This is a genomic window from Candidatus Sulfurimonas baltica (assembly GCF_015265455.1).
GTDB lineage: Bacteria > Campylobacterota > Campylobacteria > Campylobacterales > Sulfurimonadaceae > Sulfurimonas > Sulfurimonas baltica.
On record NZ_CP054492.1, the window covers coordinates 2,709,512 to 2,726,957 of the forward strand.

The window sequence follows — 17,446 nt, forward strand, 5'->3', positions numbered from 1 at the left end:
AACTTTGTGAATCTCCTTTATAAACTACATAGATTTTAAGAGATTTTATAATATAATTCGCGATTATTAAAATACTTTTTGGAGTTTCGCATGACTAAATACATTTTTGTTACCGGTGGGGTTTTAAGCTCTCTTGGAAAAGGGATTACAGCTGCTAGTGTTGGTACTTTACTTAAACACTCTGGTAAAAAAGTGGGCATGCTAAAGATAGATCCATATATCAATGTTGACCCTGGAACTATGTCTCCGTTAGAACATGGTGAGGTTTTTGTAACTAAAGACGGTGCAGAAACTGACCTTGACATTGGAAACTACGAGAGATTTCTTGACTCCTCTTATCTCAAATCAAGTAACTTCACTACCGGACAAGTTTATCTAAGCGTTATTGAGCGCGAACGTGCCGGCGGCTACCTTGGTCAAACTATTCAAGTTATCCCACATATTGTTGGTGAAATTGTAAAACGGATTAAGCTTGCAGGCGAAGGTCACGATATTCTTGTTGTTGAACTCGGCGGAACAGTTGGTGACATTGAGGGACTCCCTTTTATGGAAGCTATTCGTCAAATGAAGCATGATGATGAAGTTGCTGGCACATATTTTATACATGTAACACTTATCCCTTTTATAAAAGCTGCAGGTGAGTTGAAATCTAAGCCTACTCAACACTCAGTTCAGGAACTTCGCCGTATCGGTATCACTCCGCAAATGATTATTGCTAGAAGTGAAAATGCTCTTCCTAAAACTTTCAAGAAAAAACTCGCAATGAGCTGTGATGTCCATCCTGACTGTGTTATTGAAGCACTAGACGCTGCAACTATTTATGATATTCCTGTTACATTTTTAAGACAACACATCTTAAAGCCAATTGCAAAAGAGCTCGATCTTGGTGAATTAGACCCTGACATGGAGGAGTGGGATTCCCTGGTTAAGAAAATTGTTCAGCCAAAAAACAGAGTTGTTGTCGGTTTTGTCGGAAAATATCTTGAACTCAAAGAGGCCTACAAATCTTTAACAGAATCACTTATCCACTCTGGAGCCCACTTAGATACTCGTGTCGAAATATGCTGGGTTGACAGCGAAGAGGTTGAAGAGAGAGGTGCTGAAGCTCTTCTTGGAGACTGCGATTCAGTTTTAGTTGCTGGTGGTTTTGGAAATCGTGGTGTTGAGGGTAAAATTTTAGCAATCGAGTATGCTCGTGTTAACAAAGTCCCATATCTTGGTATCTGTCTTGGTATGCAGCTCACACTTGTTGAGTACGCTAGAAATGTTCTTGGCCTAGAGGGTGCAAACTCTATAGAGTTTGATGAAAACACACCGCACCCAATGGTTTATCTAATTGACAACTTTTTAGACCAGAGCGGTGGCATGCAACTGAGAACTCACACATCACCAATGGGTGGCACTCTAAGGCTTGGAGAATATCCGTGCGATACAAAAGAGGGTTCAATCATTAGAGAAGCTTACAATGGTGCAAAAACTATTCATGAGAGACATCGTCATCGCTATGAAGCAAACCCAGCATACCGTGCGCAGTTAGAAAAAGCTGGAATGATAGTTACGGGTGAATCTAATGGATTAATTGAAACAGTTGAAATAGAGGGTCATCCTTGGTTCCTAGGTGTTCAGTTTCATCCTGAGTTTACTTCAAGACTTCAAACTCCAAATCCATCTATCTTGGCATTTGTTCAAGCCTCTTTAAATATTTCACAAAATATATGATTTCTTTGTATAAAATTGGCACATTTTTTTGTGCCAAAAGATACTAAATAAAAGATTTTATATATGTCAAAATTTGATAATATTCCTCTTCTAGACAAATCTGCTCTTTTTGAATTACTTACGCAAAGATTTGACAAAGAAGAAAAAAAGCTCTCTCAAATAGCAAGTCCCTCTCTACTTCAAGATGCTCCAAAAGCTGCTAAAAAAATAGCCGATACAATAAGAGAAAAGAAAAAAATAACTCTTGTAGGCGATTACGACGTTGATGGAGTAAGCTCTACAGCGATAATGGTAGATTTTTTCAGACAAATTCCTTATCCTCTTGAGGCAATCATTCCCAATCGTTTCAGTGACGGCTACGGTGTGAGTCCGACAGTGTTGGAGAGAATAGAGAGTGACCTGGTTATTACCGTTGACAACGGAATAAGTGCTATAGAAGCAGCAAATATTTGTGCACAAAGAGGGATAGAGCTTATAATAACCGACCATCATACACCCTCAGAAATTCTGCCTGAAGCTTATGCAATAGTAAATCCGAAACTCCCTACATGTAAATACCCTTTTAAAGAAATTTGCGGCGCACAGGTTGCCTGGCTACTGCTTGGACTTGTAAAAAAAGAGTTAAATCTAAAAATTGATATGAAACAGTTTTTAGATATATTATCCATTGCTATTGTTGCTGATGTAATGCCTCTAATAGATATCAATCGTATGCTTGTTAAAGAGGGTTTAAGGGTCTTAATGAGCTCAAGCAGACCAGCCTCTATAATTATAAGAGATTTTTTAAACAAGTCAATAATCACCTCTGAGGATATCGGATTTCAAATAGCTCCACGAATAAATGCGGCCGGAAGGCTAGAAGATGCAAGTATAGCTCTTGAGTTCTTCACAGCGACTAATACTAACACAGCCTACAAACAATTTGAAAAACTAAATTCTCTTAATGAACTTAGGCGTGAAACAGAGGCTCAAACAACCAAAGAAGCATTGGTTCAAGGGAACTGTTCGGATAATGTAATAGTTGTTGCAGGGGAAAATTGGCACGAGGGTGTTGTTGGGATTGTTGCATCACGCTTAGTAGATCACTTTCTTAAACCCGCAATTGTACTAAGTTGTGAAAATGGAGTTGCCAAAGGGAGTGCAAGAAGCGTAGGAGATGTGAGTATTTACGAACTTATAAAGGCTAATGAGTGCTATTTGACAAAATTTGGCGGACATAAGATGGCAGCCGGTCTTGGGCTTGATGTTAATAATATAGATAGGTTCAGGAGTGCAATCAACGAGAGTGCCTCCAAAATAGACCCGAATGATTTCATTCCATTAGACGATTTAGTTGGAATAATGCCAAGCAGTGAGATTGATTTAGAGCTTTTGGGTCTATTAGATAATTTTGAACCTTATGGTGAGGCAAACTCCCGCCCTACTTTTTTAATAAAAGATAGTGAAATAGTAGAGATAAAACTTTTTGGAAAAGACAAGTCTCACTCTAAAATAAGCGTTAGACAATTTTCACATGAAAGAGAAACAATAGAGTTGATTCTATTCAAAAAAATATTCAAAATGCCTGACAATAAAAAGCTTACATGTAGCTACAGAGTGACTAAAAATGAGTTCAACAGTAGAATATCAGCTCAACTTATTATAAATAAAATCTATGATTATCAATTATAAAATAGTGATAAAAATTGCTACAAATTACCTAATATGCTCTAAATCATAAAGAAAACCTTAAAATTTAAAACTATCTTAAGGCTCAAGAATGTAGAATTGGTGACTTTATCAAAAAAAAGGGAAAAACATGAACAAAAACCAGATTTTAGAAGAAATTTTAAACGAAGTAGACAAACACCCAGAGATTATGTCTCGTCGTGATGCTTTAAAGTATTTAACAATATCTCCATTAGCTGCGTCAGTTTTAGCTAGTGCGACAGTAGGTACTACTGCAGCTGTTGCATCAGCAGATGTAAGCGGTAAGATAGTTATAGTTGGTGGTGGTTTAGCTGGTATGAGTACAGCTGCTCGTCTTAACAACTCAATCAGCAATGCAGATATTACTGTTATTGAGCCAGATCCATTGTCTGTTTCTTACCAGCCTGGTCAAACTCTAGTTGGTGGTGGTGTTTGGGAAATTTCTGATATTCAATATAAAAGAGATGATTATGTACCAAGTGGTGTTAAGCTAATTAAAGGTAGTGTTACTGCTTTTGACCCAGACAACAATAAAGTAACTGTTGATGGTAATCAGGAAGTTTCTTACGATCAATTGGTTGTAGCAACTGGTGTAGTACTTAACTATGCTGCTATTAAAGGTCTTGATGGTGTAATCACTTCATCTGGTAAAAACAATGCAGCTACAAAACAAACAATTACTAGAGATGGTCTTCACTCAATCTATTTCCAAGATGGTGCAGAAGCTACTTGGAAAGGTATTCAAGAGTTAATTGAAAAAGCTAAAAATCATACTGGAAGTGAAAAATTACAAGCTATATTTACTCACCCAAACACGCCTCTAAAGTGTGGTGGAGCTCCTAAAAAAATCATGTATCTAACACATGCTCGCTTAGTAGATGCTGGTGTACGTGACAAAGTTGAACTTACTTTCTATCCAAATGGTGGTGGTATGTTTGGTATCAAAGATTACCATACTGCAATCGTTAAGCAATTTGAAGAGAGAGGTTTCAAATGGAACTATAAGCATAACTTAATTGCAGTAGACACAGCAACTAAAACAGCAACATTCGACAAATGGGCAATGGTTAAACAAGAAGTTGAAGATGATATGGGCGATAAAGTTATGAAAGAGGTAAGAGTTAGCGAGCCAGTTGAAGTTAAATATGACTTTATGCATGTATCTCCTCCTCAAAAAGCTCCAGATGTAGTTGGTAAGTCTAAACTAGGTTCAGCAAAAAGCTGGGTAACAGTTGATAAAGAGACTCTACAAAGCTCTTTCTACCCTAATGTTTGGTCACTAGGTGATTGTGCTGGTGTTCCAATGGGTAAAACTGGTGGTTCTGCTCGTAAACAATACAAAGTTGTTGTTGACAATATGATTTCAGTTATGGGTGGTAAAGCACCTACTGCTAAGTATGATGGTTATACAGTTTGTCCACTTATTACAGGTCTAGGTACAGTTATGCTTGCTGAGTTTAACTGGGCTTCTAAAAAGCCAGGAAGTGGTGTAAATGCTGCATCATTCCCATTAGACCCAACTAAAGAGAGATGGATCATGTGGTTATTAAAAGTTTATCTTCTAAAACCAATGACTATCCATGGTATGCTTTCAGGTAAAGCGTAACTATCTTCCCCTTTTTCCCTCTTCTTGAGGGAAATACTATCCCATTTTTTGTAATCTTAAGTTTAAAAAAGTATAATATTTTTTGTGATAATTTTATCAAAAAAATACAATAGGAGAAATAATGAAAAAAATTAGTTTAATAATTGCAATGATTATTACATTTTCTTTATCATTAAATGCGTTTTCTTTAGGAAAACTAGGTGAATATAAATTCGAAAAAGTAAATGGTAACGTTTGGATTATGCACGGGCCACCAGAGAACCCTAGTGTTGAGAATGAAGGTTTTATGAATAACCCTTCTTTTGTAGAGGGTGAGAATGGTACTATCGTAATTGACCCAGGTGGAAACTACAATGTTGGTAAAAAAATTGTAGCTGAATACAAAAAAGCTACAAATAAGCCTGTTCTAGCTATCTTAAACACTCATAAACATGGAGATCACTGGTTTGCCGGTAAAGCTTTTGCTGAAGCATTTCCAGATGCACAAAGCTATGCTCATCCAAATATGATTAAAGCTTCAAAAGATGGTGAAGCTAGATTATGGTACAACATCCTAGAGGGTCTCTCTAAAAACCTAAAAGGTACTGACGGGCCATTCCCTTTCCCAACTAAAGTTTTACATAATGGTGATGTTCTTAAAGTTGATGGGCATACTTTTAAAGTTTTTCACCCAGAACGTGCACACACAGATACAGATATCTTAATAGAGCATGTAGAATCTAAAACACTTTGGTTAGGTGATAATCTTATGGATTGTCGTCTTGGCGGGATGGATGAGAGTTCTAGTGTACACGGAAATATAGCGCTTCTTGAAGATATCGTTGCTCAAAAAAATGGTTATGTAAAATATGACCTTTATGTTCCAGGTCATGGTCCATCAAACGAAATGCACAAAGTTATAGATCCTTTCTTAAACTACTTTAAAACAGTTTTAAAATGGGCTAAGAAAGCTTATACAGACGGCAAAGAGAGTTATGAAGTTAAACCAGATGTAGCCGCTGAGTTAAAAGATATCCAACATTGGGATGAATTTGACCGCCAAATGGGTAAACACCTAATGAAAGCTATGGCTGAAGTAGAAGCAAGAGATATGTAGTTTCAAATGCTGAATCACTCTTTGTGGTTTGGCACCCTCTTTTTAAGATATAATATTCTATGTCAAAAATCCATGAATGTCAAAAATCTAAATCTAATATTACTAATTTAAAAGTTTTAGATAACAACACTTTTGCTTACAGCACTAAACTTCATGGCATTATACTTATAGACTTAGATGAATGTAAAGTTAAAAAAAATATTACAAATAAGTATCTAAACTCCACTGTAACAGCCCACTCTTTTAGTCCAAACTCCAAAATGTTTGCTTTTGTCAATAATAGAGTAATCTATATAATTGATATATATACTAACGAAACTCTGCAAACTATACAAACGGCAGATGAAGATATTACTATAATAAACTTTGATACATCATCAACATATATTATTGCAGGAACTGTAAATGGAAGAGTGCTCCAATATAGATATAATAAAACATCACTTCTATCAAGACTATGTTCATTTCCGCATTATCGCTCTAGTATATATTTAAATATTAAAGATAATGAAAACTTTGTAAGTGCCTTTGCGTTTCATAAAAACATGTTTGCATGTAGCGGCTATGGCGGTGCAATTATTATAATAGATTTATATTCACACAGAGAGTTAGAGATAATCACCCACAATAGAACTCGCGTTGAAGCCTTATGTTTTATAGGTAATAATACTGTAATTAGCGGCAACGGTGATGGAACTATTGATATTACATCACTTGGCAATACAAAAGTTCATAAAACAATAAATACTCCTCTATCGACCGTAAGACATATTATAGTAATGCCAAATCCTGACTACATAATGGTTGCTGGAACAACAAATATTATTTCAATAATTGATATAAAAAAATTAAAAATTACACATAGTAAGTATGTTGAATTAGACTCAAATATAATTAAGATAGGAATAATCGATGGTGAATCTTTAGTCGTTGCCCAAGAAAATAATAAAATTGTAATCATAGAGCTTGCAAGCGTTTCAAAATTAAAATCACTAATTGTTAATAACTGTCTTGAAGATGCTTACAAGCTTATACATAAAGAGCCAATGCTTCGAGGTTCATATGAGCATAAAATACTTGAAGAGAGATTTAATGATGATTATTTAAAATCTGCAAAAGCATTAATAAATCAAAATAAAGCACAAGCATCTGATATATTAGCACTGTATAAAAATGTACACTCTAAGCAAAGCGAAATTAAAAACCTTTTTGAAGCGTTTGCAAATTTAAAAAGATTTAATGATCTCTTTTTGGAAAAGAAATATGCCTTAGCATATTCTATATCTTCCAAGTTTCCTCCTCTTAAGTTAACTGCTCAATATAAAAAAATGGAACAGATATTTAAAATAGCCTTTTCAAATGCTCAAAAGCACGTTCTGAATGGAAATTTAGATGCTGCTAAAGCTCTTTTAAACGAATACAATGTAGTAGCATCTAAAAAAACAATAATTAGGCTTATATTAACTCAAAATAGAGAATTTGTTGAGTTCTTGGAAGCTGTCAAAAAAAAAGATTTTATTAATATTGACAAACTAATTAATAAAAATGCTCTTTTTACACAAATTCCTACTTATCTTGCCCTCAACGATGAGATAGAAGAAAAATTGGATGCTATAAAACATAATATAAATATTAGTGAGCTAGATATTGTAAAAAATCTTCTTTGTGAGCTTGAAAACATTCCATCAATCAGCAAAAGAGTTCAAATACTAAATATTGAGTACAAAAATTTACAACTGCTTCAAGCAGCATATGAAAAGAATAATTTTAAATTATGTTATGAAATTTTAGACTCACATAAATCCCTTGCTAATACAGAACTAGCGAGACTTCTTGAAAAACACTGGTCAAAACTAATGCAGCAGTGTGAGGAGTATGCACTACAGGGGAACATAAAAGATATCAAAAAGACACTTGGTAATCTTATTGGCTTGTCAACTAGGCACAGCAAAATTGGTGATTTAGTAAGAGTTAGTTTTCATGTAAGAATAAAATTTTTAATGGATGAAGAAAACTTCAGAGGTGCGGAAACTATCATTTACACATATATTGATATATTTGGCAGTGACAGCGAGATAAACCAGATAATGAAAAGGTTTGAAAAAATATCATCTATTAAACTAGCTATTAGTCAAAATCAATCAAACAGACGCCCAAGAAACGGTTGGACAGATTCAAGTATGATTATGAGGCAGGAGTCATAAGTTTTAAAAGAATCTCTAAACTCTCATCAAAGGGAGCTTGAAATGTTGAGCCTTGGCTCATAAATCTCTCCATCTCATCTTTCTTGTTTATAGCTTCATCCAACTCATAGTCACTCCCTTTTGCGTATGCGCCAATACGGATAAGAACTTCATTCTCTTTTAAAAGTGTGTATAGTCTTCTGAATTTTATTGCTGCTCTAAAATGCTCAGGTGAGATTATATCATTCATAACCCTTGAAGCTGAATTTAGAATATGGATAGGGGGATAAATTCCGAAATCTGTAAGCTCACGAGACAATACTATATGCCCGTCCAATATAGAGCGCGACTGATCAGCGATTGGGTCACTCATGTCATCACCCTCAATCAAAACTGTAAAGAATGCAGTTATAGAACCCTTTCCTTCCTCTTTTCCAGCACGCTCCATTAGTTGCGGAAGCAACGTTAAAGATGAAGGGGGATAGCCTTTTGAGGTTGGCGGTTCACCGAGTGCTAGACCAATCTCTCTTTGAGCCATTGCAAATCTAGTAACAGAGTCCATAATAAAAAGAACATCCAATCCCTGATCTTTGAAAAATTCGGCAACACTCATAGCTGCAAAGGCACCATATTTTCTCATTAGTGGAGAGTCATCGCTTGTCGCAACTACAATGACGGTATTCTCTAAATTTCCACCTAAATTTTTCTCTATAAATTCAGGTACTTCCCTGCCCCTCTCGCCAATAAGAGCAACTACTTTTATGGGTGCATTTGACCCACGTACAATCATCCCCATAAGAGTTGATTTTCCCACTCCGCTTCCAGCAAAAATACCTAGTTTTTGACCTTTTCCACATGTTAAAAGTCCATCTATACTTTTCACTCCCACGCTAAACACTTCATCTATCATTCCACGCTTCATAGCTGCTATTGGAGATTTTATAATTGGGGCTAGCCTTGAAGTATTAATAACTCCCTTGCCATCAATTGGCCTCATAAACGGGTCTACTACTCGCCCAAGTAAAGAATCGCCAACAGGGATGTTAAGACCTGTCTGATCTAAAAATACTTTGTCACCTGAGCAGAACCCCTCAACGAAACTAAACGGAGTTATGAAAAAAGTTTCCCCATCAATCTCAGTGACCATTCCCATAGTTTCCTGATTTTTGTCGTTGGATACAATCTTGACCATATCACTAATGCTAACTTTAAGGCCCGTAGCAGTTACTACAGTAGCATTTATTTTAACAACTTGACCAAATGATGTAGAGTAGTTTCTGTCTGAGATTCTTTTCTTTAGTGAGCTAAATGGCATATATATTAGTATCTAGTTCCGGTCGGAGAATTGATTAAAGAGAAGAATTCACTTCTGGTCTTTTCATCTTTTTTAAATAAACCGCGAAGAGCTGATGAAGTTGTGGTTGAGTTAATCTTTTCAACTCCTCTCATCTCCATGCACATATGACGTGCTTGAATTACGACTGCAACACCTTTTGGCTGAATTGACTCCATTATTGAATCTGCTATCTGTTCTGTTAGCTGTTCTTGAATCTGCATACGACGTGCAAAAACATTTACTACACGTGGAATCTTAGATAAACCTACAACTTTCCCATCAGGGATATAAGCTACATGCACTCTTCCTATAATAGGCAGAAGATGATGTTCACATGTAGAGTAAAACTCTATATCTTTTAGTAAAACCATCTCATCGTTAGAGCTTGTAAACATAGCAGACTCCAGTATCTCTTTTGGATCTTCTTTGTAACCGCCAAAAATAAACTCATGAGCTTTTCTAACCCTTTGAGGTGTTTTTAAAAGGCCTTCTCTGCTTGGATCTTCTCCAACATGAAACATCATCGTTCTGACAGCATTTTCAAATTCTAAATCTTGTTTGTTTGACAACTTTATACCTTTAAAGTTTTTGTTATGATAGGGTATCAATAAACAGCTGAAAGTTTATATATGAAAGATATGAATAGTAATTAACATGTAGAGTTTTCTACATGTTAATAATTTAAATTTTTTATAGCTTATTGCACAAATACATGTGGAACAATAAGTGGATACTTTTTCATTTTTCTGTAGATGTGTTTTCTAACAACTTGGCGAAGATCATTTTCCATTGCTCTAGGATTCTCAATTAATCCAGCTTTTATATTTAATAAAAACTGTTCCAATATATCTTCCATCTCTTTGGCAAAGAATCTATCTTGCTTATCAGCTACTATACCAAATGATGTAACTATCGGCTTAGATAGAAGTTTAGAGTGCTGTCCATCAACCTGAGCAACAATCATAACGATACCGTCAGAAGCTAGCTTTTGTCTATCTATTACTATATCATCTTCAATCTTATGATTATTTTGATTATCAATATATGTTTTTCCTGTTCTAACAGACTTAACTTTTCTCATATATTTTGGTGCGATCTCTACGGTATCACCATCATTCATAATATAAATATTACGTTCAGGGACACCACACATCATACCTGTCTCTTTATGTCTCATAACATGGTTATACTCACCGTGTATTGGCAAAAAGAACTTAGGGTTAACAAGGCGAAGCATAAGCTTTTGCTCTTCAATAGAAGCGTGACCTGAAACATGAATATCTTTTTCAGATGCCACTTTAGCTCCTGCACGTTGTAAATGATTTAACATTCCTGAAATTGAACCCTCATTACCAGGAATTGCACGAGACGATAGAACGATTAAATCTGTTGGCTTAATCTTTACATGTCTATGCTCGCCGATTGACATTCTAAACAGAGCTGAACTTGGCTCACCCTGTGAACCTGTTGTTACAATAAGAACATCTTTGTCACTCATAGTAGCAATCTGCTCTGGTTCAACAAATATACTCTTTGGCAATTTAATATAATCATACTGCATTGCAGTCTCTATATTTCTCTCCATAGAACGACCAATTACACAAACTTTACGACCATGTTTTACACCATACTGTATAGCTTGGTAAACACGATGAATATTTGAGCTAAATGTAGACAAGATAACTCTACCCTCAGCTTTTGCAAACACTCTGTCAAGAGCTGGAGCTACACTAAGTTCTGATTGAGTTGGATTTACGTTGTACGAGTTTGTAGAATCACTCAACAGAGCTAAAACACCTTTGTCTCCATAATAAGCAAGTCTATGTAAATCTGCTGTATAACCATCTACCGGAGTGTGATCTATCTTAAAGTCACCAGTATGAATAACTGTTCCCGCAGGTGTTGTAATTGCCAAAGATGATGAATCTAAAATAGAGTGAGTCATGTGCATCCACTCAATTTTGAAATCATTACCTATCTCATAAATTTTTCTTTTCTCAACAGGATTGAAATATTTTCTGAACTCTTTAATATGGTGCTCATCAAACTTGTTTCCTATCATTGCCAATGGAAGCGGTGAAGCATATATAGGAAACTGCATCTCTTTATAAAGATACGGCATAGCACCAATATGGTCTTCATGAGCATGAGTTATAATTACTGCTTTAATTTTGTCTTTTATCTCTCTAATGTAAGTGAAATCTGGAACTAAAATATCTACGCCATGCATATCTTCATCTGGAAAACTCATACCAACATCAACCAAAATCGCTTCTGTTTCAGTTTCAAAAACTGTTATATTTCCACCAATCTCACCAAGTCCACCAAGTGGAGTAATGCGGATTTTATCTCTTGAGTTTAAATCTAATTTATAATGAGGGTTAAGTCTCTGCTTGTGAGCTTCTTGATTGATAGCAACAAAGGATTTTAGATTTTCATCTACCGGCGTGCTTTGACGACGACGTCCTCTTGATGCAGTTTTGTTCTTATTGGCACCACCATTTGGTTTGCCACTAGGTTTGCTATTGTTATTTGGTCTTCTATTGTTATTTGTATCTGGTTTGCTATTTTCTTGAGGGTTGCTTACGCTAGCTGTATTGCTCTCGTTATTACCCTGATTCTCTTCTGCCATCCAAACTCCTTTTAATTATATTATTTTATTATAGAGTTGGTGATAGTCAACGGTAGAAACCTGATGAGGACGAATCGATGGTGCAAGTTCAAGCTCTAAAAAAGCTTCTTGAAGTATTGTTTTTTCGTAAATAACAGATAAATTTTTTATAAGAGTTTTTCTAGGCTGCTTAAATGCAACTCTAAGCATGCCTTCAAAATTCTCATCACATCTATCAGTTTTTTTTTCAATCAAAAAAACTGCAGAATCTATTTTTGGCGGAGGTTCAAAAGCAGTTGGCGGAACTTTCACAACTATATGTGCGTTTCCTACACTTTGAGTTATTACACTCAAAGAACCAAATACCTTCTCACCCTCCTCTGCACAAAATTTTTCTGCAACTTCAAGTTGTACCATTACAAGTATATTTTTACATTTTGGATCTGCGAGTGCTTTAAGAATGATATTCGTCGCTATGTAGTATGGCAAATTTGCCACCAAATCATATGACTCTTCTATTAAGCTGCCCTGCCAAGCATCAAGTACATCCCCACAATTTAGTTGGAGCTGCTTGGTTGCGATCTCTTTATCAAATTTACGTTGTAACAGTTTACACAAATCGGTATCGACCTCAAAAGCTTCTACACTCTTGACATCTACTAAATATTTAGTTAAATCACCTAAGCCAGGCCCAATTTCAACGATTTTATTATCATTATTGGGCATCGCTTCGACGATTTTTTGTAAAACAGTTTGATCTTTTAAGAAATTTTGTCCAAATTTCTTTTTTGCTACAATTTTTTCCATTAAACGACAGTGTATAGTAATTTTGCTTATAGTTAGTTAATATGAACAATAAAAATTACTTTTTATAATATATATCCCTTTTATTCCCAACTTATTTATTTAATGTTTCATGTGAAACATATCTATTTATAAGTCATAAATAGTATAATTTCAAATATATATAAATTGGATTATTAAACTATGAACTATTTTGCTAAAAGAATTATCCCATGTCTTGATGTTAAAGATGGACGCGTTGTAAAGGGTGTAAACTTTGTTGGACTTAAAGATGCGGGCGATCCTGTAGAAGTTGCAAAACGCTACAACGAAGAGGGTGCTGATGAAATTACTTTTTTGGATATAACAGCTTCAAGTGACAATAGAGACACAATAGTAGATATAGTTGCTCAAGTTGCGCGAGAGATTTTTATACCTTTAACTGTTGGCGGCGGAATAAGAAAACTAGAAGATATATATAAACTTTTAAATGTTGGCTGTGACAAGGTAAGCGTAAACTCTGCGGCAATTAAAAGACCTGAGCTAATAGATGAAAGCGCTAAAAGATTTGGATCACAATGTATTGTTACGGCGATTGATGTAAAAAAATGCGGAGATAGATACCACGTATTCTTAAATGGTGGGCGCGTTGATACAGGTATAGATGCTGTAGAGTGGGCTAAAGAGGTAGTTAATCGCGGTAGCGGTGAAATACTTTTGACATCAATGGATGCTGATGGGACTAAATCAGGGTTTGAGCTTAACATAACAGAACAAATATCTAAGGCAGTTAATGTTCCTGTAATTGCAAGCGGTGGGGCAGGAACAATGCAACATATAAAAGAAGCATTTGAGCATGGTGCCGATGCTGCACTTGCTGCTAGTATTTTTCACTATAAAGAGATAGATATTATGGATTTAAAACATTATCTACACGATAACAATATACCAGTAAGACTGTAGGAACTGCTTATGATTATCTGCGCTGGAAACAACGAAACTTTTGATTTTGCACAACCAACTGGAGTAGGGCTTATAGAAACTGCAATAAATCTGACAAGACTTTGTTTGTTTGATAAACCTGAGTTTTTACTTTTTGTAGGTAGCGCAGGAAGCTACGGAAAACATAAAATATTTGATATTATTGAATCAAAGACAGCTTCAAACATTGAGCTTGGGTTTTTAAATAATGATGCTTACTCCCCTTTAGATAATGTTGTTTCTACTAACATAGATAAAACAAAAAAAGATGTTATAGTAAATTCATCAAACTATATATCAACAAACGAAGAACTAACAAAAAAATTTCTAAACATCGGTGTAGAGTGTGAAAATATGGAATTTTTTGCTGTTTTAAGAGTAGCGCAAGAGTTTGATATTCCTGCTGGCGGTGTCTTTTGCATAACTAACTACACTAACAAAAATGCTCATGAAGATTTTTTAAAAAATCACGAAGAAGCTAAAGAGCTGCTAACTCTACATGTAAAAAAAAGAATCAAAGAACTAACAGCATACCGGGAGGTTCCTTAAAAAATGAGCGAAATAAAACCTTCACTTCTAGACTTCACACAAAAAGAGCTAATGCTTCTGATTAAGCCATCATTTCGTGTAAAACAAATTTTCGGCTGGCTTTACCATCAATATGCACAAGATTTTGATGATATGAAAAATGTCCCAAAAGCTCTTAAAGATGAACTGTCAAAAAAGTTTGTAGTAAATCCTTTAACTATTGTAAATAAAGAAGAGTCAACTGATGGAACTATAAAGTATCTTCTGCAGATGCAAGATGGTAAAACAATGGAAGCTGTTTGGCTTAAGATGAAAGATACTCAATTCGATGAGAGTGGCGAAGTTATACAAGAAGCAAGATACACCATTTGTGTCTCAACGCAAGTAGGTTGTAAAGTAGGGTGCTCATTTTGTCTTACTGCCAAAGGTGGATTTACAAGAGACTTAACTGCCGGTGAGATAGTAGCTCAGGTAGTAACCCTTAAACGAGATAATGACCACAAACATAACAGAAAAATAAATATAGTATATATGGGAATGGGTGAACCACTCGACAACCTAAGTAACTTAGCTAAAGCGATAGAGATATTTAAAGAGGATGATGGGCTTTGTATATCAGCAAAACGCCAAACAGTCTCCACTAGCGGCTTAAGCAATAAGATAGACCAATTGGGAGCTATGGACCTTGGAGTACACATCGCTATATCTCTACATGCAGTAGACGATGAACTAAGAACTGAGCTAATACCTATGAATAAGGCCCACAATATCAACTCTATTATAGAAGCAGTTAAGCGCTTTCCGATAGATACAAGAAAAAGAGTTATGTTTGAATATTTAGTAATTAAAAATAAAAATGATGACATAGCTTCTGCGAAAAAGCTTGTGAAGCTTTTAACAGATATCAAAGCTAAGGTAAATCTTATATTCTTTAACCCTTATCCTGGAACTGACTATGAAAGACCTACAAGAGCAGATATGGTAGCTTTTCAAGAGTATTTAGTCAACCACGGCTTACTATGCACAATACGTGACTCTAAAGGTATAGATATTAGTGCTGCATGTGGACAACTAAAAGAAAAAGAGTTAGGTAAATAAAAATGAGTTATGTTGATAGTTTTCAGATAGTTTTTTTAGTCGTTGTATTTGCTATTGCTGTGATTGGTTTTCTTAAAGCTGCAACGAGTGATAAAAAATAAAATTAGTAAACTTATTATAATATTCTTATGATAAAATTACAAAAGTAAATATAACCTACACTCAAGTAGACTAAATTAATGAAGGAAAATAATAATGGCTGAGAATAAAACAAATACAGACCGTATTAAAAGAATTTATGATCTTTGTGAAGATCACTTTGGAGATGTTCGTTTTGTTGGCGTAAAATTACAAAATAAAATTGGTTGGGTAGCAAAAGTGCAATTTGATGGTGATTTTGAAAGCTTGACTGCAGATGGTGAAACAAGTATTGATGCGCTTCGTAAACTTAAAAACCGTGTTAAAAAAATCATAAAAAGATATAACGGCGTTTAGGCAATATTTTATACTTGATTTTAGTAAAACGACCAACACACCAGGGAGGTCGTTTATAAGTATAATAATACCTTACTATACTTATAAATAAATAATCTTCTTCTCTTTCTATTTCTCTCTTAAAAATATTTTATTATTTTAAAATATTACTAAATTCGTTCAATATGTAGAGTATTCACACAGTGTTCTAATGTGTGAATAGCACAAAACTTTATTCAACCTAAATTTGATAATTCTTTATTATTTTAAGAACAAATTTATATAAATTTATCCTGAAACAAATATATATTTAAATCCCATAAATACCTATTATATGGACTTACCAACCTTTTATTAGTTCTAATTATTTTTATAATTATTTTTAACTTGTGTCTGTATTAAGTTATTCACATTGATAGTCTTTAATATAATATTATTTTTTTAACATAAAAAAATTAACTGTTACTGAACTGTCTCTTTTATAAGCTCATGCAATCAAAACAAAGTTTAGAAAAGTTAACTTTACTATTAATGTGGAATTTTTTATTGTAAAGATCAAACTCTAATTCGTTTGCATGTAGAAGTAGTCTTGATGCGCCGCTGTTATTTATTCGCTCTTGGGGAGTTAATTCTTTATCTAAAAATTTTACTATGTTCTCTTCGCTCTGTCCATAAATCGGATCACCAACAATAGAATGTTTCACATGAAACAAATGCACTCTAATCTGGTGCTGCCTTCCCGTTAATGGTGAACACTCAACAAGAGTCATATCTTTGTCTGGAAAGTATTTCAAAGGCTTTACATCTGTTTTTGACTTCTTGCCGTCTTTATGAACTTTAACTACCATCCTTACTATTGCACTCTCATCCTGCTTTCTTAAAAGTGGTGCTTCAATGCAGATATCGTCTTTTACTTCCCCATGAACCATCGCTAAATACTTCTTCTTCATATCTCGCTCTTGAAACATCATTTTTATATCTCGTTCACTCTTTTTATTTTTAGAGCATAATACTAAGCCACTTGTCTCTTGATCAATCCTATGAGCAATATTAGCATCTCTTCCAAATTGGTATTTAAGTTCATCTATAAGTGAGTAAGGTGTATTTCTATTTTGAGGATGAATAAGAACTCCGCTTGGTTTATCAAAAACAACAAACTCATCATATTCTACATGTACTTGCAGCCCTCTACTGATTGGCTCAAAATATATAAACTCGATTTCACCTTCTATCTCTGTTGATGATTTATCCATGATTTCACCATTAACAAGCACTCTACCTTTTGATATAAAACGTTGTGCTTCTTTTTGCGTATAACCTAACTCTTTTACAATAAATAAGAAAGCTCTTTGCTTTTCTTTAATAAACATTTTTTTTAAAATAAATGGCAAACTTTAATCCC

14 protein-coding genes are annotated in these 17,446 nt (G+C 34.7%); 9 read left to right on the forward strand and 5 right to left on the reverse strand.

Annotated elements, in window-relative coordinates; all coding sequences use genetic code 11:
• The first annotated feature begins 90 nt into the window (after positions 1-90).
• The 5 genes from pyrG (at position 91) to HUE88_RS13625 (ending at position 8,314) form a co-directional block, all read left to right on the forward strand.
• Positions 91-1,719: a CTP synthase gene (gene pyrG / locus HUE88_RS13605; RefSeq protein WP_194369832.1), complete on the forward strand. Its 1,629-nt coding sequence runs from the start codon at positions 91-93 to the stop codon at positions 1,717-1,719.
• Between the two features lie 63 nt (positions 1,720-1,782).
• Complete coding sequence (gene recJ, locus HUE88_RS13610; RefSeq protein WP_194369833.1) at positions 1,783-3,390, forward strand: single-stranded-DNA-specific exonuclease RecJ; 1,608 nt, start codon at positions 1,783-1,785, stop codon at positions 3,388-3,390.
• A 127-nt stretch (positions 3,391-3,517) separates the two neighbouring features.
• Positions 3,518-5,014: an NAD(P)/FAD-dependent oxidoreductase gene (locus HUE88_RS13615; RefSeq protein WP_194369834.1), complete on the forward strand. Its 1,497-nt coding sequence runs from the start codon at positions 3,518-3,520 to the stop codon at positions 5,012-5,014.
• Between the two features lie 121 nt (positions 5,015-5,135).
• Positions 5,136-6,110: an MBL fold metallo-hydrolase gene (locus HUE88_RS13620; protein WP_194369835.1), complete on the forward strand. Its 975-nt coding sequence runs from the start codon at positions 5,136-5,138 to the stop codon at positions 6,108-6,110.
• A 59-nt stretch (positions 6,111-6,169) separates the two neighbouring features.
• Positions 6,170-8,314 (forward strand): WD40 repeat domain-containing protein, encoded by a 2,145-nt coding sequence (locus HUE88_RS13625; RefSeq protein ID WP_194369836.1) that lies wholly within the window; start codon positions 6,170-6,172, stop codon positions 8,312-8,314.
• Here the strand turns inward: HUE88_RS13625 and fliI are convergent.
• The 4 genes from fliI to rsmA form a co-directional block, all read right to left on the reverse strand.
• Positions 8,295-9,608 (reverse strand): flagellar protein export ATPase FliI, encoded by a 1,314-nt coding sequence (gene fliI / locus HUE88_RS13630; protein WP_194369837.1) that lies wholly within the window; start codon positions 9,606-9,608, stop codon positions 8,295-8,297. The two genes, HUE88_RS13625 and fliI, sit on opposite strands and share 20 nt — an antisense overlap.
• Before the next feature lie 5 nt (positions 9,609-9,613).
• Complete coding sequence (gene folE, locus HUE88_RS13635; RefSeq protein WP_194369838.1) at positions 9,614-10,198, reverse strand: GTP cyclohydrolase I FolE; 585 nt, start codon at positions 10,196-10,198, stop codon at positions 9,614-9,616.
• Positions 10,199-10,326: 128 nt separating this feature from the next.
• Complete coding sequence (locus HUE88_RS13640) at positions 10,327-12,261, reverse strand: ribonuclease J (RefSeq protein WP_194369839.1); 1,935 nt, start codon at positions 12,259-12,261, stop codon at positions 10,327-10,329.
• 15 nt (positions 12,262-12,276) lie between these two features.
• Positions 12,277-13,047, reverse strand: a complete 771-nt coding sequence (gene rsmA / locus HUE88_RS13645) for a 16S rRNA (adenine(1518)-N(6)/adenine(1519)-N(6))-dimethyltransferase RsmA (RefSeq protein WP_194369840.1) — start codon at positions 13,045-13,047, stop codon at positions 12,277-12,279.
• 180 nt (positions 13,048-13,227) lie between these two features.
• Here rsmA and hisF point away from each other — a divergent pair, with 180 nt between their 5' ends.
• The 4 genes from hisF (at position 13,228) to HUE88_RS13665 (ending at position 16,065) form a co-directional block, all read left to right on the forward strand.
• Positions 13,228-13,986 (forward strand): imidazole glycerol phosphate synthase subunit HisF, encoded by a 759-nt coding sequence (gene hisF / locus HUE88_RS13650; protein ID WP_194369841.1) that lies wholly within the window; start codon positions 13,228-13,230, stop codon positions 13,984-13,986.
• Between the two features lie 9 nt (positions 13,987-13,995).
• Positions 13,996-14,553, forward strand: a complete 558-nt coding sequence (locus tag HUE88_RS13655; protein ID WP_194369842.1) for a 5'-methylthioadenosine/S-adenosylhomocysteine nucleosidase family protein — start codon at positions 13,996-13,998, stop codon at positions 14,551-14,553.
• A gap of 3 nt (positions 14,554-14,556) precedes the next feature.
• A complete protein-coding gene (gene rlmN / locus HUE88_RS13660) occupies positions 14,557-15,630 on the forward strand; it encodes a dual-specificity RNA methyltransferase RlmN (RefSeq protein ID WP_194369843.1) in 1,074 nt (357 codons plus the stop codon).
• A gap of 195 nt (positions 15,631-15,825) precedes the next feature.
• Positions 15,826-16,065 carry a hypothetical protein gene (locus tag HUE88_RS13665; RefSeq protein ID WP_194369844.1) on the forward strand — a complete coding sequence of 80 codons (240 nt, stop codon included), beginning with the start codon at positions 15,826-15,828 and terminating at the stop codon, positions 16,063-16,065.
• A gap of 458 nt (positions 16,066-16,523) precedes the next feature.
• Here the strand turns inward: HUE88_RS13665 and HUE88_RS13670 are convergent, their stop codons facing one another.
• The gene (locus HUE88_RS13670; protein ID WP_194369845.1) at positions 16,524-17,435 is read right to left on the reverse strand and encodes an RluA family pseudouridine synthase; all 912 of its coding nucleotides are present in this window, start codon (positions 17,433-17,435) and stop codon (positions 16,524-16,526) included.
• Positions 17,436-17,446: the final 11 nt, after the last annotated feature.